Source organism: Paenibacillus sp. NRS-1760 (genome assembly GCF_050467785.1).
Lineage (GTDB): Bacteria > Bacillota > Bacilli > Paenibacillales > Paenibacillaceae > Pristimantibacillus.
Window position 1 is genome coordinate 54,569 of record NZ_JBITPK010000011.1, and the last position, 18,868, is coordinate 73,436.

At 43.9% G+C, this 18,868-nt stretch carries 22 protein-coding genes; 3 read left to right on the forward strand and 19 right to left on the reverse strand.

Annotated elements, in window-relative coordinates:
* Positions 1 to 26 precede the first annotated feature (26 nt).
* From ACIFSR_RS14000 to ACIFSR_RS14035, 8 genes are all read right to left on the reverse strand, one after another.
* On the reverse strand, positions 27 to 224 hold the full coding sequence (locus ACIFSR_RS14000; protein WP_076271362.1) for a hypothetical protein: 198 nt from the start codon (positions 222 to 224) through the stop codon (positions 27 to 29).
* Positions 225 to 277: 53 nt separating this feature from the next.
* Complete coding sequence (locus ACIFSR_RS14005) at positions 278 to 934, reverse strand: flagellar brake protein (RefSeq protein WP_076271363.1); 657 nt, start codon at positions 932 to 934, stop codon at positions 278 to 280.
* Positions 935 to 992: 58 nt separating this feature from the next.
* Positions 993 to 2,345 carry a germination protein YpeB gene (gene ypeB, locus ACIFSR_RS14010; RefSeq protein WP_430057895.1) on the reverse strand — a complete coding sequence of 451 codons (1,353 nt, stop codon included), beginning with the start codon at positions 2,343 to 2,345 and terminating at the stop codon, positions 993 to 995.
* A 103-nt stretch (positions 2,346 to 2,448) separates the two neighbouring features.
* On the reverse strand, positions 2,449 to 2,610 hold the full coding sequence (locus tag ACIFSR_RS14015) for a hypothetical protein (protein WP_179089937.1): 162 nt from the start codon (positions 2,608 to 2,610) through the stop codon (positions 2,449 to 2,451).
* A 74-nt stretch (positions 2,611 to 2,684) separates the two neighbouring features.
* A complete protein-coding gene (gene prsW / locus ACIFSR_RS14020) occupies positions 2,685 to 3,380 on the reverse strand; it encodes a glutamic-type intramembrane protease PrsW (RefSeq protein WP_076271365.1) in 696 nt (231 codons plus the stop codon).
* A 15-nt stretch (positions 3,381 to 3,395) separates the two neighbouring features.
* Positions 3,396 to 4,646: a Glu/Leu/Phe/Val family dehydrogenase gene (locus ACIFSR_RS14025; RefSeq protein ID WP_076271366.1), complete on the reverse strand. Its 1,251-nt coding sequence runs from the start codon at positions 4,644 to 4,646 to the stop codon at positions 3,396 to 3,398.
* A 136-nt stretch (positions 4,647 to 4,782) separates the two neighbouring features.
* Positions 4,783 to 5,397 (reverse strand): genetic competence negative regulator, encoded by a 615-nt coding sequence (locus tag ACIFSR_RS14030; RefSeq protein WP_339203296.1) that lies wholly within the window; start codon positions 5,395 to 5,397, stop codon positions 4,783 to 4,785.
* 203 nt (positions 5,398 to 5,600) lie between these two features.
* Complete coding sequence (locus ACIFSR_RS14035; protein ID WP_339203298.1) at positions 5,601 to 5,924, reverse strand: hypothetical protein; 324 nt, start codon at positions 5,922 to 5,924, stop codon at positions 5,601 to 5,603.
* Between the two features lie 177 nt (positions 5,925 to 6,101).
* Here ACIFSR_RS14035 and ACIFSR_RS14040 point away from each other — a divergent pair, with 177 nt between their 5' ends.
* On the forward strand, positions 6,102 to 6,959 hold the full coding sequence (locus ACIFSR_RS14040; RefSeq protein ID WP_430057896.1) for a polysaccharide deacetylase family protein: 858 nt from the start codon (positions 6,102 to 6,104) through the stop codon (positions 6,957 to 6,959).
* Here the strand turns inward: ACIFSR_RS14040 and ACIFSR_RS14045 are convergent.
* Positions 6,949 to 7,182: a hypothetical protein gene (locus ACIFSR_RS14045; RefSeq protein WP_076271370.1), complete on the reverse strand. Its 234-nt coding sequence runs from the start codon at positions 7,180 to 7,182 to the stop codon at positions 6,949 to 6,951. The genes ACIFSR_RS14040 and ACIFSR_RS14045 overlap by 11 nt on opposite strands.
* On the reverse strand, positions 7,179 to 7,772 hold the full coding sequence (locus tag ACIFSR_RS14050) for a CPBP family intramembrane glutamic endopeptidase (protein WP_339203301.1): 594 nt from the start codon (positions 7,770 to 7,772) through the stop codon (positions 7,179 to 7,181). Before ACIFSR_RS14050 ends, ACIFSR_RS14045 begins: the two co-directional genes overlap by 4 nt.
* Positions 7,773 to 7,883: 111 nt before the next feature.
* Here ACIFSR_RS14050 and ACIFSR_RS14055 point away from each other — a divergent pair, with 111 nt between their 5' ends.
* A complete protein-coding gene (locus ACIFSR_RS14055; protein ID WP_430057898.1) occupies positions 7,884 to 8,804 on the forward strand; it encodes a hypothetical protein in 921 nt (306 codons plus the stop codon).
* A gap of 15 nt (positions 8,805 to 8,819) precedes the next feature.
* Here ACIFSR_RS14055 and ACIFSR_RS14060 read toward each other — a convergent pair whose 3' ends face one another.
* Positions 8,820 to 9,146: a rhodanese-like domain-containing protein gene (locus ACIFSR_RS14060; RefSeq protein WP_339203303.1), complete on the reverse strand. Its 327-nt coding sequence runs from the start codon at positions 9,144 to 9,146 to the stop codon at positions 8,820 to 8,822.
* Between the two features lie 240 nt (positions 9,147 to 9,386).
* Here ACIFSR_RS14060 and serA point away from each other — a divergent pair, with 240 nt between their 5' ends.
* A complete protein-coding gene (serA, locus tag ACIFSR_RS14065; protein ID WP_076271374.1) occupies positions 9,387 to 10,979 on the forward strand; it encodes a phosphoglycerate dehydrogenase in 1,593 nt (530 codons plus the stop codon).
* Positions 10,980 to 11,110: 131 nt separating this feature from the next.
* Here the strand turns inward: serA and ACIFSR_RS14070 are convergent, their stop codons facing one another.
* The 8 genes from ACIFSR_RS14070 to ACIFSR_RS14105 all read right to left on the reverse strand — a co-directional run bounded on the left by ACIFSR_RS14070 (position 11,111) and on the right by ACIFSR_RS14105 (position 18,859).
* Positions 11,111 to 12,577, reverse strand: coding sequence for an ATP-binding protein (locus ACIFSR_RS14070; protein ID WP_430057900.1), 1,467 nt, complete (start codon positions 12,575 to 12,577; stop codon positions 11,111 to 11,113).
* Complete coding sequence (locus tag ACIFSR_RS14075; protein ID WP_053376699.1) at positions 12,578 to 13,294, reverse strand: response regulator transcription factor; 717 nt, start codon at positions 13,292 to 13,294, stop codon at positions 12,578 to 12,580. It abuts the gene before it with no gap.
* A gap of 27 nt (positions 13,295 to 13,321) precedes the next feature.
* Positions 13,322 to 14,581 carry a cytochrome c biogenesis protein CcsA gene (ccsA, locus tag ACIFSR_RS14080; RefSeq protein WP_339203306.1) on the reverse strand — a complete coding sequence of 420 codons (1,260 nt, stop codon included), beginning with the start codon at positions 14,579 to 14,581 and terminating at the stop codon, positions 13,322 to 13,324.
* A complete protein-coding gene (gene resB / locus ACIFSR_RS14085) occupies positions 14,578 to 16,236 on the reverse strand; it encodes a cytochrome c biogenesis protein ResB (protein WP_430058056.1) in 1,659 nt (552 codons plus the stop codon). The genes ccsA and resB overlap by 4 nt, the downstream gene beginning before the upstream one ends.
* Positions 16,237 to 16,253: 17 nt before the next feature.
* On the reverse strand, positions 16,254 to 16,784 hold the full coding sequence (locus tag ACIFSR_RS14090) for a redoxin domain-containing protein (protein ID WP_339203307.1): 531 nt from the start codon (positions 16,782 to 16,784) through the stop codon (positions 16,254 to 16,256).
* Between the two features lie 88 nt (positions 16,785 to 16,872).
* The gene (locus ACIFSR_RS14095) at positions 16,873 to 17,619 is read right to left on the reverse strand and encodes a pseudouridine synthase (protein WP_054026970.1); all 747 of its coding nucleotides are present in this window, start codon (positions 17,617 to 17,619) and stop codon (positions 16,873 to 16,875) included.
* A 54-nt stretch (positions 17,620 to 17,673) separates the two neighbouring features.
* Entirely contained in the window at positions 17,674 to 18,177 is a 504-nt protein-coding gene (locus tag ACIFSR_RS14100) for a spore maturation protein (protein ID WP_179089938.1), read from the reverse strand.
* A 25-nt stretch (positions 18,178 to 18,202) separates the two neighbouring features.
* Positions 18,203 to 18,859: a nucleoside recognition domain-containing protein gene (locus ACIFSR_RS14105; protein WP_430057902.1), complete on the reverse strand. Its 657-nt coding sequence runs from the start codon at positions 18,857 to 18,859 to the stop codon at positions 18,203 to 18,205.
* Positions 18,860 to 18,868: the final 9 nt, after the last annotated feature.

Here is an 18,868-nt window from a genome sequence, read left to right on the forward strand (position 1 = left end):
ATATACGCAGATGCAAAAGCTGAGCGTCAGTTCATATGGGTTCCTTCCCACTGATCCACACCCGTCAGCCAATATCTAACCGTATCATTTTGCAATGCTGCTTGTGAGCATACGAGTAAAATAACGAGCGTAATGATGATTTTCTTCAATACGCTGCTTACTTCATCCGTTAGTTTAATCATTTTTTTGCGGTTTGTTTTTTTATGTAACAGATTTCGTGTCATATGGACAACCCCTTCCTCTTTCTGGGTAGTTTTCCATATTAAACGAATGTTATTCAGCGATTGCGATATTCCAGCTGCTTCTCAAAGCAGTACCTGATAACCTTTTGCCGCTCTGAATCATTGATGCTCACATATTTAATCATAGCCTGCTTCCTTCCGGATTCAAGCTGGACAACTCGTACGACTTCCCCACGGAAAAAAGCATGTTCAATAGTCCCGTTCTTAAATGGAACTAGCAACCAGCACTCTAGTACTTGTTCAGGTGCGATCTGCCATTTTCCATCACAAATAAAGGAGATTCCGCCACCGCCAACATCATCGGTTTCACAGACAAACCGGATGTTGCTTGACATCTTAACTGCAATCTCAAGTTCAGCTGATACGCGCAAGAAGCTGCGTCTTTGAACTTTAGTAATGCGATCTAGTTCAGGCCTGCGAATTTTTATGAGTTTAACAACGCCATCCTCTTTGAATCCAAGGACATGTGAATCGAAATAATTTTTTATGCCATCCTCTGATACAAAATAAACAGAAAGCTCATCTCCTAAAAAAAGGCGCTTGTACCTTCCTGATTTCTCGCTGATTGGAACTTCTATTAGTAAGCCGTCCTCTTGCTCATCGGCAATACGGGACTTGTATTCAATCGCTGCTTCCTCTTCGTCTGACGATGCGATCTGATAGTAAAGCATTTGGTTCACTTTTGGCAACAAATTGACTCCCCCCATTTACATGTCATTATAACACGTCGATTTGAGGGGAGCCATATCGTTATTTGTCAGAAGCTGCCTTAGAATCTGCGTGAGACATTTCCTCAATCGATTCTTCCGTTCCGGTTTCTGCATTGATATATACGCGATAAATCGAACCGTTCATATTACCCGTATACTCATAGCAAAGAGCCTCTTTGCCTAAATCGTTGAAGATGATCGCCATTTGCTCTGTTTGCACCTTCATCTCCGGATTTAGCGCCTTCCTTGCCTCAGCTTTTGTAATCGTTGGACTAGGTATCTTGCGAGTGTGATGTTGATACACATAATCATTAGCTTGCAAGCCTACGGTCTGCCCTTTATCAAGAGCAACCTTCAAGGTCAATTTATCAGGGTAAATAAGTACCCCGTTCTGCGTGCCTACATAAGTAAATGCACCTGTATTTTCATACTTGTCGTAGCTAATAGCTTTCATATTCTTAAATCCGTGTTTCTTCAAGAAGGAATCAGCCGATGCTTTTGCCTCTTCAAAAGTCACTTTCGCTTCTCCAATATCACGAGAATTCAAAAAGTAGAGAAGCTGGCCGCCTTTTTCCGTAAAATCCATTTGAAGCGTACTGTCCTTGCCTTCTTTCACCGTTGCTGAGAACGAAGCATATTCAGTTCCCTTCGCATTTTCAACAACACGGATGTCAGCATTAGGAACATCAGTAAACTTAGCCGCTTCTTTTTTAATTTCTTCAGCGGTCACCATGTTTCCGCCAAGCATTTTAATCGTACGCTTCTGATACATGCTGCTAACGGAAGGGCCCCAATTGATTTCTGGATATTCACTTACCTTCTTTTCTACCGATCTAAAGCCATCAATGATAATGTTGGGGTCACTTGCGTTTTTGGCAGCTGCGATTTCAGCGTCCATCCAGCGCAGACGGTTGTTCAACACATCCTTCTGCATCTTTGACAAATCCTTCGATATTTCCTGTGAATTTGTATAGAGCGTCTTAAGCGTCTTGAATTCATCAGGCGAAAGCGGCTGCTTCGTCAAGTCGCGAACAGATGTCTTGTATGCAAAGTTTGCAATGCGCGACAGGAAGTCTTCTGCTTCATTGAAAGGAAGCATCGATACAGGAAGCTGGTTGATCTCATTTTGCGCTTGGCTCGTTAAACGCCATACATTGACAAGCCCTTTGCGATGAAAGGCTTGTGAGGTGGAGTTAACAGCTAGCGTGTTGCCTAATTGCTGATGCAGCTGCTCAACATGGTTAGTCAAATCGTGGAACGCTCGTTGATATTGATTTTCTGCCTTTATCAAAACTGCGTTTTTCTCTTGTTGCTCTTGATAACCCCAGTAGGCAGCGCCGATAAACAGCACGGTCATAATGGGAAATAGAATTGAACTGAGTCGACGGTACATAATACAAAAGCTCCTTTCTTGTGCAAAACCTGGTTTTAGTTTGGTTTGCCCAAGGGAGCTTTATGCATCCATCTATTTATTTGTCATTGCTGCATGTATTTCCCTAAAATACGCTATGCTCTTCAATTTCCAGATCATTTGCATTGTTGCAAATGCATTGCTTAAAGCCAGTATCAATCGAATCTTTTTCTCTTCGTCCGCGAAGCACAAATTTTTCTCCGCATAGATTGCATCTAATCGTTACCTTTATTCTTGCAGCCTCCATAAGACCCTCCTCAGCCATTATTCGAACGCCATCATTTCAGGCATTACAATATAATGTAAGTATGGACGGATCGACTACAGTTTAATCTCATCTTCACGGACCATAAATCGAAAGGGCGACCGTGCATTCGCATGACTCATTTTGCGCAAGCCCCATATCCAAAGCACGATCATAAACGGAATAATAAAATACATCCAATTTGTGCGCAACGTAATCATGATCCAATCGTAAGTACCATGTAGAAGCACTGGCAGCAAAAGTGAAATGCCTAAGAAATAGACGGTTTTGTTTTTTGGAGCAAACTTCGCTTTCCCTAAATAGTAGCCCATCATTATACCGAACAAGGCATGGCCAGAAACGGGAAGCAGCGCCCTCACAAGAAGCGTGCCGAACGTAGCAGGCGAGTAAATGGCATACAAAACATTTTCTAAGGTTGCGAAGCCAAGCGAAATGGCTGATGCATAAACGATTCCGTCATAAGGCTCGTCAAATTCGGTATGGTTGTATATGACATGATACAGTACGAACCATTTTACGAACTCTTCTACGCCTGCGGATTCTCCAAAGGCAAATATGAGCGAGTGATCGCCAAGCCAAAGCTGAAGTCCCCGCTGAATAACCATGATCGGTACAACGACAAGAATGCCTAGCACAAACATTCTTGCTACCATGTGGATAGGCTCCGCTTCATAACGATCTCTCAAATATAAATAAGTAAGCAGCGAAACGCCTGGCGCAACAGCCGCAGTCAAAACGGAAAACAACAGCATTCTTCCCCTACTTTCTTACACCCAGCCACGATAGCGTACAGCTTCAGCCATTTTGCGTACACCGGCCATATAAGCAGCAAGACGCATATCGACCTTACGGGTGCGGTGTATTTCATACACTTGGTTGAAGCCCCTTATCATCATAAGCTTCAGCTTATCATCCACTTCTTGTTCATCCCAATAATAGCCTTGATTATTTTGCACCCATTCAAAATAGGACACGATGACGCCACCGCTGCTAGCGAGCACATCCGGAATAAGCAAAATGCCTTTGTCCGACAGGATTCGCGTAGCTTCCAGCGTAGTTGGGCCATTCGCTGCTTCTACTACGATGGTTGCTTTAATGAGATGGGCATTTTGTTCCGTTATTTGATTCTCGATTGCCGCAGGCACAAGCACATCACAATCGAGCTCGAGCAGCTCAGCATTCGTTATTGTGTTCGTAAACAAGTTCGTTACATTGCCAAAGGAATCTCGACGATCGAGCAAATATTCTATATCGAGCCCTTCTTTATTATACAACGCCGCGTTCACATCGGAAATACCAATCACGCGCGCACCGGCCTCATGCATGAATTTGGCAAGATAACTTCCAGCATTACCAAAGCCTTGAATGACGATTCGCGCATCTTTAATGTCTATATTTTTCATGTTCAAAGCCTCATGGATCATCATAACGACCCCTCTGGCTGTAGCTGTCTCTCTTCCTTTGGATCCGCCAAGCACAAGCGGCTTCCCTGTTATAAAGCCTGGAGAATCAAATTCACGAATGCGGCTATACTCGTCCATCATCCAAGCCATAATCTGTGAATTAGTCATCACATCAGGCGCAGGAATATCTTTGCTTGGTCCTACGATTTGGCTGATGGCCCGCACATACCCTCGGCTTAAATTCTCAATTTCTCGGAAAGACATCGTTCTTGGATCGCAAATAACGCCGCCTTTACCACCGCCATAGGGCAGATCAGCAATTCCACATTTTAGACTCATCCAAATGGACAAAGCCTTAACCTCGTTTTCAGTGACGGCTGGATGAAAACGCACACCGCCTTTTGTAGGTCCTACCGCATCATTATGCTGTGCTCGATAACCCGTAAACACTTTTGTTTTGCCATCATCCATCCGAACTGGAATACGGACGGTCAGAAGCCTCATGGGCTCCTTCAATAAATCAATCATATCCTGATCATAGCCAAGCCTGCGCAGCGCTTCTTCAATAACAATCTGAGTAGAATGCAACACATCGTTTGCTTCTTTATCACTCATTCCATTCACCGCCTTTGTCTATATCTAATATGAGCGCCTTTTCCTTCGTATATTCCATTATTATGACATGCTACATGCAAGAAGAGCATCGTACAGACAAAATCAGCCTGCAGATGCTCTATCCGTGTACATTTGATTAAAAACTAAAATGATTACATATTTCCCTTACCGCTGTTTCGGGTATAATCACTTTTCCGTACTCTTCCAGCATGGCATAGGTTACCGATGTTGCTTCACCATACTCAGCGAGCAATGCAATAACAGCGTTATGCCTGGAAGCCTCGATAAGAGCAGGTTCCAGCGCTAATATATATTTGCCATGATAGGAGTACAATCGTCCGTCTTCCGTAAGCGTAGAGCTTAGCAATTGCTTGCAAACCGATATAACATCCTCAAAATCGCGGAAAGAGTACATCACAATATCGCTTTGCTCAAGCGTCACTTCCATCTCGTATATTTCGTCTTCCGTGTCGTCATCTTCAGTTGGCCTATCGCCTGCATGACTGTTCATTTTGCCACGGGTGACAATCACTACCATACCTTGAGCGGGGAGGGCAAACACTTCGACCGCTAATGGGCCGCTGGCATCGAATCCAAGTTCACTATATGCTTGATCCATCATTTCACTGAATAGTTCGTGTACTTTTGGAATTTCGCGCCACATGTCGTCCTTCTGGATCCCCCGTTCCAGCAGGTCGTCGAACGTCAGGAAAATTCGAATCTTATCCTGGCTCAGTCGTTCGATTTTCATGACAGGATCCTCCTCTGCAGCATCTGTTGTAATAGCGTATGAATTTCTAAGTAAGATGTGATCAAATTGACCAAATCATGCTATGTAACTACTTTATCATGTCTTTTCACTGATTGCACTAATAATGAACGAAAAAAAGAATCGTTTGATCGCATTGCATTTCTGCTTTGCGTCCCTACGATTCTGCATGCTTGCTGCTTTACTTAGTGGGAAAAGGCTGACGATTCCGCTTTGATCTTGTCCGCTTCCTTCTTCAATGAGGGATCGCTGTTTACGATAGCCTCAATTTGTCCCCAAGCGGCTTCGGATTTTACGGCGGTATCGTCTGAATGCTTTGGGGAAAGCGCAGACGCATTTTCCTTCACAGATTTACTCATCATTTTCGCAACAGAATTGCGTGCAACATTGGAACAAACGTCAGAAAACGCATGTGCTGCCCATGATACTGCTCCAGGCTTTCTGCGCGAGAGATATACCGTTGCTGCTGCGCCAATTATTCCACCGACTAAAAAGCCACTTAACCTCATGATCTCGAACACCTCTTTCCTAATTCATCTTGCGTATTCAGTTGTTAGTTTGACCGACAAGCAGAAGCGCCATTCCATATAAAATAAGGAAATCATCCTTATCCTTCGATTAGGCAAATATGATACAATGATGTCGTTTCAGCAGCATTTACATCAAAATTATGGAGGGCAAGCATCATGAAGCGTAACCTGCCTATAATCATTCTGCTTCTCGGGTCGCTTCTAACGGCCTGCAGTGCGCAGCAGCAAAACGAGAGCCTGCAGTCTTCAACTGAAGCCACTGAGACAGCAGCCGTACCCGAGACTTCACAAAGCTCAAACAATGCAATAAACGATGAGACAGCCGTAACGAGTGAGGAACCTACACCAACCGCTTCGAGTGAGCAGGAAACCAGCATAACAGCACTATATCGAATGAGCGAAGCCTATCGCTTCGTACCGATTGAGGAGAGTATATCAAGCAAGGTTGTTTTGCTTACTTTCGATGATGGGCCAAAAGATGAAACCGTCTTAACCAGCATGCTTGATACTCTTGATAAACATAAGGCTAAAGCGATTTTTTTCGTAAATGGTTATCGGGTGAAAAAAAATCCCAATTTGTTGAAGCTCATTGATGAACGCGGACAAACAATCGGCAACCACTCTTGGGATCATAACGATTTGAAAAAAGAAGCTAAAGAAGTCGTTGAACAGCAAATCGGCGATGTTCAAACAGATGTCGAAGCTTTAATAGATAAAAAACCATTGTTTTTCCGCCCTCCGTACGGATCTGGCGGTGATACGGTCAAGGAAATTGCAAAAAACCACGGCATGCTTTACATGACGTGGTCAAATGGTTCCCTTGATTGGGATAAAACAGCCAAAAACAAGCCTGAGGTTGTCATTAAAAATGTGCTGGAGCAGCTGCATCCCGGCGCCAACATACTTATGCATGAGCTTCAATGGACTGCCGATGCTCTTGATGAGTTGCTCACCTCACTTGAAAACAAAGGCTACGGATTCATCGATCCAGCCACCATTGAGGTCACTCGCTAAATTTTAAGCCATACCAAAAAAGTCCACCAACTAAACTTACAAACAACAGGAACAATAAATTATAATAAAACTTTGTAACCTTATTCATTTGTGTAGGATGTTTCTTTCGCCGAGGAGGCAGAGCTTCTCCCTGATTGGAATCCGTTCCGATGATGGACGGCTCTGCCGTCTCTTCATGCTGTGCTGAAGCTCTCGAATTTCCAAACTTTTCTTTCCTGCTCATGACTCCCTCCTGAATCTTATAATTAAACCCATGATGAAATCGATCAAAAAGTGTGCAATAATTGGTGCCCAAATCGTACCTGATTCCATATAAATCCAGCCTAAGCCATAGCTAATCGAAAATACGAGTCCGGTGGGAATCCAATGTTTTAAATACCTTACATGAATAGTAGCAAAAATTATGCTTGTCCAATAGGGACCTATGGCATGCTGAATCGCCCCGCGAAAGAGCAATTCCTCACAAATAGCCACAACTAAGGAAATAACTGCAATATGCCAAACCTTCCGCGTCCGAAAAATACGATCATTTACTCCGCCATCATCGCTTGCTTCTTCTGGAACAAAGCGCGAAATAAGCAGGTCAACTATGATAACTGCTGCTGCTAAGCCTGCACCCCAATAAACAAAAGCAAGCTCCTTTGGAGGCGTAAATAAAGCAATCACATTTTGATGCTGAAATAAAACCCATATTAAACCGATAATAAAAGTAAATGCTTGCGTAGCATATAAATTGATTAACAGCATGCGGTCATCTAGCTCATCAACGGACACCTTTCGAATGCGAATATTGCGAATATCAAATTTCTTCATAGCTTCCCGCCTGTCTGGAACGTTCATATTTTCTTTTTCGACCTTTTCACCTATACTGGTAGAACAAATCGACAGAATTATTTTTTTACATAGAAGGAGATAGAGATAGAGATGGAAAAAAAATTAACGACAACCGCAATGTTATTCAGTGTTGGATTTGTATTTCTACTTATTTGTACAGTTGGAGCCTTTTTCTATGGCATTCAAATTGGCACTGAAAAGACTAAAGCCCGCTATGTGAATGAAGCAGATGACGCAAAAACAACAACCGCTTCAGCAACCCCTTACCAGCAACAAGACTTGGTATCGTTCTATCATACTGTATTTCTGCCTTATCGTGAATTTCAAAACGAATGGTTCGCAGCTATGAACAAATTATCGCAAGGAAAGTCATTTGAAGCAACTTCTATGTTTAAAGATTTGGCAAGACTTGCTAGTGCCAAAGCAGATGAAGCAAGCTCGATTGATATGCAAAAATCTCCACTGCTCGGAGAAGCTCAGGTTAGTTACATACGAAGTCTTAAACTATTTAATGAAGCTGCTGTCAACGCAGCGGCTAGTGCAAAGAAATTATCCTTTAATGAATTGATGAAAAATGTCGAACAAGATAAAACCTATCTCTCTGCCGCTCAATTTGCACTAAACGCTCAGCAGCAATATTACTCCGCTATGCTGAAATGGTCAGCAACGGTAGATCTTGATATTCCATCAGAATACAAGGCTCCAGCTCTGCTGGAACTGTCAGCATGGAAAAACTTTAACATTACAATAAAAAACAAAGTAATGGCTGATCAGTTAATGACTCGCAAAAAACTTACTGCCTATTATCCGCAGGATTTAACAAGTCGAGTAGATGAGCTTGTCCAATCTGGACAAGCAACTAAGTTAAAATTGCATTCCGTATCTGCTGTTGTTGATTTGTTGATTAATACGGAAGCCGTTCGTTCAGGTGACTTCAATGAGAGCAAATCAAGGCTTTATCAACAGGCACTTCTACCGCAGCTGCCTTTTTTCTACCCTGAAACAAATTAAATTCCAATTCCTTTGTTAATCATATTGAAACCCTTGTAAAGAGGCTATAGCCGCCATCCCACCGGTAACGTTGTGAAGGCTGCTGTAGCCTTTTTCTTCTAAGTAATTGCAAACCGCTACACTTCGTACGCCATGTGCGCAGATGATATAAATAGGCAGCGTGTCGTCAAGCTCATTCAGACGTACAGGAATCGTGTTCATTGGAATTAATTTTGATGTCTCCAAATGATAAAACTCCCATTCAAACTCTTCTCTTACATCTATGATTTGACTTGCTTCTACTTGTCCATTCCCTAGCAGTTCAAGCAAAAATTGCGGTGTCACATCCTGCCATTTCGTCATGAATAAAGACCTCCAATGTCGTAAATTGTTGCTAATGATGCTTGAATCATAACGAAATTTTCACAATTCAGCAAGTTTGAGGATTGCTTTTGTCCACCACATTGCTTTAAAATAGAAAAGTCTAAGTTCGATGATCAAACTCTCGACCCGCTGCTGCACAACGGTGCCGGGTAGAGGGTTTTTCTGTTCATATTAAGCGAAGCCTAATAGCTTCGCCCCATTTTAGGAGGCATACTTCACATGTTTAAAGTGTTAGTTTCCGATCCAATCAGCGATTTGGGCATTCAGCAGCTTGTTGATGCGTCAGATGTCGCAGTCGACAAAAAACCTGGACTCAGCGAAGACGAATTAGTTGCAATTATTGGTGAATACGATGCGTTGCTAGTACGCAGCCAAACCCGCGTAACAGCAAAAATTATGGAAGCTGGCAAACAGCTTAAAGTAGTTGGCCGTGCAGGTGTTGGCGTCGATAATATTGACCTAGACGCAGCAACTCAGCGCGGTATCATCGTAATCAATGCACCAGATGGCAACACCATTACAACTTGTGAGCATACATTTGCTATGATGATGGCGGTAGCCCGTCATATTCCACAAGCGTACATGAAAACAGTAAATGGAACATGGGATCGCAAATCCTTCCTAGGCGTTGAGCTTCGCGGCAAAACGCTAGGCGTACTCGGTATGGGACGTATCGGCAGCGAAGTTGCCAAACGCGCAAAAGCCTTCGGCATGGATATTTTGGGTTATGACCCGTTTATGACAGAAGAAAGAGCCACAAAAATCGGCGTGAAGCTTGCTAGCGTGGATGAAATTGTTAGAGGTGCAGACTTCATGACTGTACATACACCTTTAACGCCTGAAACTCGCCATATGATCGGCAAAGCTCAATTTGAAGTGATGAAGCCCGGCATGCGTATTGTAAACTGCGCTCGCGGCGGCATCATCGATGAGATTGCTTTGGTTGATGCAGTGGATGCTGGTATTGTCGCTGGCGCCGCATTCGACGTGTTCGAAGTGGAGCCTCCTGCTAATGACCATCCTTTCTTGACACATCCAAAAATTATCGTGACTCCGCATCTTGGCGCTTCGACTGTTGAAGCACAAGAAAATGTTGCGATCGACGTTTCGGAGCAAGTTCTTCATATTCTCCGCAGCGAGCCATTTATCAATGCAGTTAACATGCCTCCGATTCCGGCAAACCTGCAAAGCATTCTTCAGCCGTACTTTACGCTTGGCGAGAAGCTTGGCAACTTTATTGCACAATCTACTGAGGGTGCTGTTACAGAAATCGTGGTTGGTTACGCAGGTGAGCTTGCAGAGGTTGATACGCAGCCACTTACTCGTTATATCGTTCGCGGCGTTCTAGCGCATCACCTTGGCGCAGAGCAGGTTAATGTGGTTAACTCCCTTCACCTTGCGAAAGTGCGCGATGTAAACATCGTCGTTCAAAAATCGCATGCTTCGAAAGACTTTACGAACTTAGTAACTGTATCCCTTCGTACGAAAAAAGAAGAACGTGTTGTTTCCGGCACATTGCTAACTGGTTACGGACCTCGTATTGTTCAAATCGACAAGTTCCCAGTTGATGTGACGCCTGAAGGAAACCTAATTCTAATCTCGCATAACGATAAGCCTGGAATTATCGGACGAGTTGGAACGCTTCTGGGCAACAACGACGTTAACATTGCAACGATGCAAGTAGGTCGTCAGCTTGTTGGCGGCTCCGCAATCATGGTTCTGCGTGTGGATAAAGCGACACCTAAGGAAGTGCTTGAGCAGCTTACAAGCATGCCTGAGCTAAACACAGCCAAAGAAATTACACTTTTTTAAATAAATTTGTTTACTATATAGGAGAAGAGCCTGCCGATTCATTCGGCAGGCTCTTCTTTTGTTTCACGAACAACAAGAATTATCTTCTGCTTTCTACAAAAAAAGCGCCCCCAGCAGGAGCGCTTTGACAACTATTGATGAGCTTCGACAGGAAGTAAGATTGTAAACGATGTGCCTGTGCCCGCACTGCTTTCGACTACAATTCGACCCTGATGAAGATCGATCAGATTTTTTACAATGGCAAGTCCAAGTCCCGTTCCACTTGATGAGCCGCGTTTACGCGCTTTATCTGCCTTATAGAAGCGTTCGAATATAAAAGGCACATCCTCGGTTGGAATCCCCTGCCCCTCGTCTCTGACGCGAAGCTCCACATACTGTCTTCCGTTTACATTTGCATGCTGACCTGAAATAGTAATCGACTTGCCCGATGGCGTATGCCGCAATGCGTTGTCGAGAAGATTAGTCAATACTTGCTCCAATCTATCCTCATCGGCTTCCTTTACAAGCAGCGACTCATTGGGCAGTTCCGCGACCAACCTCACCTCGCGCTCCTTCGCATACACCTGGAATTTCCGATGTACCCGCTTCAAGACATGGGCGAGATCTATCTCTTGGAAGTTCATATCGACATGGCCGGCTTCCATTCTAGCGATATCCAGGAAATCATTTACGAGTCTACCCATTCGCAGTGATTCATCATAAATGACTTGAACCAGCTCCTTGCGATCTTCCTCAGACACGACAATATCATCAAGCAATGCTTCACTATAGCCTTGCAGCATCGATAGCGGCGTCCTGATCTCATGTGAGATATTAGCCACAAAATCTCGTCTCAGCTTCTCAAGCTTATGCTCCTCTGTTACGTTACGGATAACGGCAACAGCCCCGCGAATAACATCCTTCGACTGCAGCGGAGCCATTACAACTGACCACACGCTACTTAGAACATGAACCTTATCGGTAACATCCCTGCCCTCTTCCATCACTCTTTGAAACAACTCGCGGAGCGGCATAGGAACCTCGGAATATGTAGTCGAGCTCTCGGACTCATCCTCTTGCCAAGCAAGCTCTACTCCTGACCACTGATTGATTAGCAAATGACCAACTGGATTCGTAAGTATGACTTTACCTTCCGCGTCGAAGGTAATGACTGAATCTCCCATGCTTCGCAAAATGCTCGCAAGATGGTTTTTCTCATGATTGATGTCATGAATCAGCTTGTTCAGCTGCTCCGTCATATGGTTAAACGTATCTGCAAGCTCGCCGATCTCATCGCTGGAGCGTATATGAACTCGGGTTGTATAATTGCCTTGAGAAATCGATACCGCTGCATCCTTTAATTGAAGCAGCGGCTGTTGAATTTTTTTGGATAAGAAGAAAGCAAAAAATGTTGATAACAAAAATCCGATAATCGCTGTTACAACAAATAGCACTTTCACCTGATGCGTATTGTTTTCTTTAAACCATATGTCAACGTATTGAAGTAAAAATACGCCAACGATGAGCAATACGACAGCAACAAGCAGCATGATTGTCGCCCAGAGCTTTCCAACTACACTGCGGTATAATTTGCCAATCGAACGATGCCACAAGCTCATTTACTTAGGTACCTCTAGCTTATAGCCGACTCCCCATACGGTAGTAATCATGGATGCCGCATCAGGAGACACTTTATTCAATTTCTCGCGCAAACGTTTTACATGGGTGTCGACAGTCCGCAAGTCACCGAAAAACTCATAGTTCCATACATCCTTCAAAAGCTCTTCACGGGAGAACACTTTATCAGGCGATACTGCCAAGTAATGCAGCAGCTCATATTCTTTAGGCGTTAAGCTTACCTCTTGTCCACCAGCTGTTACACGGTGAGCATCATGCTCAATAACCAAATGTGGGAATACGATGTTATTGCTTGAATTAATTTCTTTTGTTAAGAACGCAGTAGCCGAGGATCGTCTCAAGATAGCCTTCACTCGGTAGATAACCTCGCGTGGACTAAAAGGCTTGACGACATAATCGTCCGCTCCAACCTCAAAGCCTTGCACACGGTTCATTTCTTCACCTTTAGCCGTTAGCATAATGACAGGAGTAGCCTTCACTTGACGTAGACGAGAGCACACTTCTACGCCGTCGATTCCTGGCAGCATCACATCAAGCAGAATGAGCGCGTAATCCGTATTTGAAGCTAATCTTAGGGCAGTTTCTCCGTCTTCTGCCTCGTCGATTGTGTAGCCTTCCTTCTCTAAATACATTTTGAGCAAACGACGGATCCGTTCTTCGTCATCTACGACCAAAATACGGCTTGAATAATCAGACATAGGGCAATTCTCCTCTCAATCTAAGTTCTAAACACCAGAATAGGAATGCAAACCTGCAATGACGAGGTTAACCCCAACGAGCGTAAATAGTACAACCACGAAGCCGATTACAGCGAGCCATGCAGAAGGTTTTCCCTGCCAGCCGCGCGATAAACGGAAATGCAAATACGCACTGTAGTACAGCCATGTAATTAAAGCCCAAACCTCTTTCGGGTCCCAGCCCCAGAAACGGCCCCATGCAATATTGGCCCATATCATCGCGAATATTAATGCACCGAGTGTAAAGATCGGAAATCCAATTGCGATGGATCTGTAGCTGATTTCATCCAAATCTTCTGGATCTACGCCATCCATAACAGGATGAATAACCGCTCCGAGCGGCTTTCTGAACACTAAGCGCAGCAAGCCATAAAGCAAGGAGCCTGCAATAATCGTCCATATAACGGTATTAAACTTGCGTCCTGAATTTGCGCCTTCCATCCAAGATGGTGCTTCGAATAATGGCTTGCTCATACCGAGGAATGATTCATATTCGACCACCTGGCTGTTATAAGGTTTAACAATTGGCGGCAGTGTATAATTTACTGTCTCCGAAGTTGTCGACTCTATTCCCTTGGCATCAATAGTAGATGTTTCTTGAATAAATTTCGCTTCATAGCCCATTCCGCGGAACGCGAATACAGCAACGATAAAACCTACAATTAGAATAATCGTATATAAAGAGAACTCGACCCAGAACTGCGATCTTTTTGCTTCTTTTGTTTTGCTTTTGAAATCAACCACTCTTAGCAAATACATGAGGCCAGCAGCAAAACCAACGGCAAAAAATGCTTCGCCTAGAGCGGCAGTCGTTACATGTACTTTTAGCCAGTAGTTGTTCAGAGCCGGTATTAGCGGCTGTACCTCTTGCGGAAACACAGATGCATACGCAACAATAATTACAGTTAGCGGCAATGAGAACATGCCCAGCAGCGGTTTTCTGTAAATACTGAAGACAATCGTAAATGCAATCATGATTGCCATTCCTAGGAAAGTCATGAATTCATACATATTGCTCGTTGGAATTTGACCGCTTCCCGCCCATCTTGTAAAGAAGAAGGTCAAATGCGATGCAAGACCAAGACTCGAAGTAATGAATGCAATTCGTCCCCAACGCTTCTCATGCTGCAAAGGATCACGATTGCTCCATTTCTTACCCGCAATGGCAATGACATAAAACATAAATGCGAAGCAATACAGGAAAAATGCGACAATAAATGCGTCGCTGCTAAAATCGACTAAGCTCACGCGTTGTTCCCTCCGTTATCTAGCGACTTCGGATCTACGGTTATCCCTATTTTTTTAAGGGCTCCCGCTACATCTGAGCGCATACCGTACCAGTTTTTATTCGTATGAGCGCCCAATGAAAGCTCTCCATTGTCCACTCGCAGCCAAATTCGGCGGTGCTGCCAATAGGATCCCATCAGCAAGCCGAGCATGGAGAACACTGCACCAACCCAAACATATGGCAGCGCCCTGTCCATCCTTACGTTCAAGTAAGTGGATGCTTCAGAGAAATCTACATTTTCCATGCCGTCCACTCGAATTTCTATCTTATCCGCAATACCGTGATTAATGGCATCCTGCGAAAATTTAACTTTATCCTTTTGCATTGGGAAATACATATACGGCTCGCCTTTTGGATCAAGCCCCGGACCTTTAACCGTGTATACGAACGCCGGAGCAATCGGCTCACGTGATAAAGTCGTTGGCTCGCCATTGTCGCCGATTGCAAATTCCATGTAATTCGCATATAAATCAAGGGTGTATGGCCCGAGCTTATGCTGCAGCGCTGAATCCTTCATTGGAAGATCGAACGGACCATATTTCTCTCCCGTCGCTTTATCTATGAGAATGGGATGCACAGCGTTCAAGCGAGGCGTCGTATCATAATCAAATTGATACAGCTTTAATCCTTTGTACTTTAGCGGCTCGTTGACGATAATATTATGCCGCTCTACTTCTTTAAGCTCTGGTTTCTTTGTTTGGTCACTGCAGTTGCTAACGCATTCATAAAGAACCGCTTTTGTCTCAAAAAGCTTTGCACGGCTTATTCCTTTAAGCTTGTCCGGCAATTCTTCGTCTTTATAATACTCTACAGTAAACTTTTCGTTTTTTACAAAATAATTCGTATTCGCTATTTGGACCGTATCCCCATCAGGAACCATTATGTAGCTATCCATTTGCCAGCTCGGAATGCTTCTTGCCAATATGGCTAAAAGAAACAAGATAAGGCCGATGTGGTTGATATAGGGTCCCCAGCGGCTAAAACGGTTTTTCTCCGCAAGCAGCGCAGAGCCATCTCGATGAATGCGATAACCTTTGCGTTTCAGCTGCATGCCGAAATTTTCAACCCATTTTTCCTCATCGCCTTCAATCTGATATTTAAATACCGTCTTCTGACGATGGATAAACTGCAGATGCTTACGAATTTGCTGCTTGCTTAGCGCACGATAAAGCGGGAGCACACGATCCAAGCTGCAAATAACAAGTGAGGTGCCAATCATCACAAGCAAGCCAATGAACCACCAGGATTCGTACGTATGCGATAATCCTAGCAAATAATACATTTTGCCAAGAAATCCATAAGTTTCTTCATAATACACGGATGGATCCAAGTTATTTATGAATGTGTTTTCCTGTGGATAAATTGTTCCAAGCATCGCAGTCAAAAAGGTAATGACGATCAAATAAATCGCAATTTTGACTGACGAGAAAAAATTCCATATTTTATCGATATAATTGGGATTGCTTTTTTGCGATCGACGAGCAACACCATCGTAACGCATTTCTAACGGTAAATCGGAAACCGTTTCGTTCAAAAGCGGTTTGCCGCAGCTTTCACATAGCACGGTGCCTATCGAATTTTGATGACCGCACTCACATTTTGTGTTTTCAACCACTAACACAATAATACCTCCTACAGCTGAAGAAGCCGTTCAATCCGTTCATCAATTTCCTCTTCCGTCATGCCTCCTACTTTTATTTCCATAATCGTCCCATTTGGATTAATGAAAAAAGTAGTAGGGTATGACTTTAGACCATAGCTGCGTTCTGTTTTGCGATTTACATCGCGCAGAATCGGATAGTTCAAATCAAAGCGACGGACAAAATTGTTTACGGTCAACGTGTCCTCGCTTAAATTTATAGCCAAAATCACAAGGCCTTGATCCTTCCATTTCGCGTACTGTCGTTCAAACTCCGGCATTTCCTTCACGCACGGTGGACAGAATGTGCCCCAGAAATTAATGACGACAGCTTTCCCCTCATAATCAGACAGTTGTCTAGGATTACCCTCTAAATCAACAAGCTCAAATGCAGGCGGCTTCCCGCCTTCCTTTAAAGGACCTTTGTCATCCGCGTCAAATAAGGTAGATCCAATTGCGTACCCACCTATGATCAAGACGGCAATCAAAATGACAATTTGTACCGTCTTGCGCGATTTTCCCATAATTGTTTTTCACCACCAGCTTCTTTCTATGCAGCCACGAATATTACCATTATAACGAAAAGTCGACGGCAATTACTGCCGCCGTCGATTACTTTTTATGAACTTTATGTGTCTTGCTTTGCGCTATCGCAAGCAATTCTTTAATTTCCTGAGGCGTGAGATGACGATACTTTCCTCTGCCTAGGTTTTCAAGTCCAACCTCGCCAAAACGAATTCTCTTCAGCCTGATCACCTTATGTCCAATAGCTTCAAACATCCGGCGAACCTGGCGGTTCCGGCCTTCAAAAATCGTAATTGTAATCGTTGCTTCATTTCCGTCCGTATCTACATCATGATATTCCACTTCTGCAGGTGCGGTCATTCCATCCTCTAGCTTAATCCCTTTTTGCAATTGCTCCAATGCCGTTCCATGAGGAACGCCCTTAACGGTCGCACGGTATGTTTTGGGAACATGATGACTTGGATGTGTTAACAAATTAGCGAATTCGCCATCATTCGTTAGGATAAGAAGTCCTTCCGTATCATAATCCAATCGACCGACCGGATATACTCGCTCTTTAATACCTGGCAAAAAATCAGAAACCACTTTGCGGCCTTGTGGATCTTTGGCGCTAGTTATGACTCCCTTGGATTTGTTAAGCATGAGATAGAGCTTCTTCTCGCTCCGAATCGGCTTGCCGTTAACCGTAATTGCATCAACCGCTGGATCAGCCTTAACGCCTAGCGTTGTAACCTTCTCACCATTAACTTCAACCATTCCTGCCAAAATCATTTCTTCACATTTGCGACGGGATGCGATTCCCGCTGCTGCTAATATTTTCTGTAAACGTTCCAATGCTTTCACCTCAATCTCCATCATAACGATATGAAGGAGAAAGTACAAGCTTCACTAGCCGAATATGTATAAGCAAATGAAAATTGCTGCGAAAAAACCTACTATATCGGAAAATAAACCAACTTTTAACGCATAACGTGACTTTCTTATTCCAATCGCTCCAAAATATACAGTAAGCACATACAAGGTTGTATCCGTGCTGCCTTGAATCGTGGATGCAATTCTGCCAATCATAGAATCCGGGCCAAAGTTTTGAATGAGGTCAGTCGTGAAGGCTAACGAGCCTGCGCCAGTCAAAGGCCGCAAAATCCCGAGAGGCAGCACCTCGCTTGGAATACCAACCCAATCAAAGAGAGGTCGAACTGTAGAAAGCAGCAATTCCAAGGCTCCAGATGAGCGAAACATACTGATAGCAACCATCATGCCAACCAAATGAGGAATGATATTAATCGCTGTTCCGAAGCCATCCTTGGCCCCTTCAACAAACGTTTCATAGACAGGCACTTTGCGTCTTAAAGCTGCATAAAGCGGAATAAATACGATAATGGCAGGAATCATCCAAGCGGATAAGCTTGTAAAAATATTATACAATTGCCTCACCTCCGGAAGCTGGTAAAGCAGACTTCTTATTCTCAGGTCTAGGCGGTGATGGAGCTATGGGTGGCGGTGATTTTCTTCGATACCAGCGGTCGGCAAGTATTGCAGCCGTAGTAGCAACAAATGTCGCTGCAAGCGTTGTACCGATAATTTCAGCAGGGTTAGCTGAACCATAATTCATTCGAATGGCAATAAGCGTGGTGGGAATGATCGTAATGCTGGATGTATTTAGCGCAAGCAGCGTGCACATGGCTGGAGTTGCTGTAGCAGGATCAGGATTAAGCTTCTGAAGCTCCTGCATCGCTTTTATTCCCATTGGCGTGGCTGCATTTCCTAACCCAAAGAGATTAGCGCTTAAATTACTCATTATATAACCGAGAGCTGGGTGATTGGGAGGAACGTCAGGAAAAAGCTTGCGCACCACAGGCCCGAGCATTCTAGCAAGTGTAAGCAACAGCCCTGCATCCTCCGCTATTCGCATCATGCCAAGCCAAAACACCATGATACTAATTAATCCGAAGCTCACGGTGACACCCGACTTGGCTCCTTCAAAAGCTGCTTGCGTTACCGCATCCATCTTACCTGTTATCGCAGCCACTACAACACTCGCTACGATGAAAAACAACCAAATCCAGTTAACCATTTAGGTCGC

What these genes read in the sequence shown, in the direction of transcription:
- ACIFSR_RS14055 (WP_430057898.1), top strand. Translation starts at nt 7,884, where the DNA reads ATGGAAAAAAAATTAACGACAACCGCAATGTTATTCAGTGTTGGATTT.
- ACIFSR_RS14025 (WP_076271366.1), bottom strand. Translation starts at nt 4,646, where the DNA reads ATGAGTGATAAAGAAGCAAACGATGTGTTGCATTCTACTCAGATTGTT.
- ACIFSR_RS14000 (WP_076271362.1), bottom strand. Translation starts at nt 224, where the DNA reads ATGACACGAAATCTGTTACATAAAAAAACAAACCGCAAAAAAATGATT.
- ACIFSR_RS14030 (WP_339203296.1), bottom strand. Translation starts at nt 5,397, where the DNA reads ATGAAAATCGAACGACTGAGCCAGGATAAGATTCGAATTTTCCTGACG.
- serA (WP_076271374.1), top strand. Translation starts at nt 9,387, where the DNA reads ATGTTTAAAGTGTTAGTTTCCGATCCAATCAGCGATTTGGGCATTCAG.
- prsW (WP_076271365.1), bottom strand. Translation starts at nt 3,380, where the DNA reads ATGCTGTTGTTTTCCGTTTTGACTGCGGCTGTTGCGCCAGGCGTTTCG.
- ACIFSR_RS14015 (WP_179089937.1), bottom strand. Translation starts at nt 2,610, where the DNA reads ATGGAGGCTGCAAGAATAAAGGTAACGATTAGATGCAATCTATGCGGA.
- ACIFSR_RS14040 (WP_430057896.1), top strand. Translation starts at nt 6,102, where the DNA reads ATGAAGCGTAACCTGCCTATAATCATTCTGCTTCTCGGGTCGCTTCTA.
- ACIFSR_RS14050 (WP_339203301.1), bottom strand. Translation starts at nt 7,772, where the DNA reads ATGAAGAAATTTGATATTCGCAATATTCGCATTCGAAAGGTGTCCGTT.
- ypeB (WP_430057895.1), bottom strand. Translation starts at nt 2,345, where the DNA reads ATGTACCGTCGACTCAGTTCAATTCTATTTCCCATTATGACCGTGCTG.
- ACIFSR_RS14105 (WP_430057902.1), bottom strand. Translation starts at nt 18,859, where the DNA reads ATGGTTAACTGGATTTGGTTGTTTTTCATCGTAGCGAGTGTTGTAGTG.
- ACIFSR_RS14070 (WP_430057900.1), bottom strand. Translation starts at nt 12,577, where the DNA reads ATGAGCTTGTGGCATCGTTCGATTGGCAAATTATACCGCAGTGTAGTT.
- ACIFSR_RS14035 (WP_339203298.1), bottom strand. Translation starts at nt 5,924, where the DNA reads ATGAGGTTAAGTGGCTTTTTAGTCGGTGGAATAATTGGCGCAGCAGCA.
- ACIFSR_RS14045 (WP_076271370.1), bottom strand. Translation starts at nt 7,182, where the DNA reads ATGAGCAGGAAAGAAAAGTTTGGAAATTCGAGAGCTTCAGCACAGCAT.
- ACIFSR_RS14075 (WP_053376699.1), bottom strand. Translation starts at nt 13,294, where the DNA reads ATGTCTGATTATTCAAGCCGTATTTTGGTCGTAGATGACGAAGAACGG.
- ACIFSR_RS14090 (WP_339203307.1), bottom strand. Translation starts at nt 16,784, where the DNA reads ATGGGAAAATCGCGCAAGACGGTACAAATTGTCATTTTGATTGCCGTC.
- ACIFSR_RS14060 (WP_339203303.1), bottom strand. Translation starts at nt 9,146, where the DNA reads ATGACGAAATGGCAGGATGTGACACCGCAATTTTTGCTTGAACTGCTA.
- ACIFSR_RS14100 (WP_179089938.1), bottom strand. Translation starts at nt 18,177, where the DNA reads ATGATTCCTGCCATTATCGTATTTATTCCGCTTTATGCAGCTTTAAGA.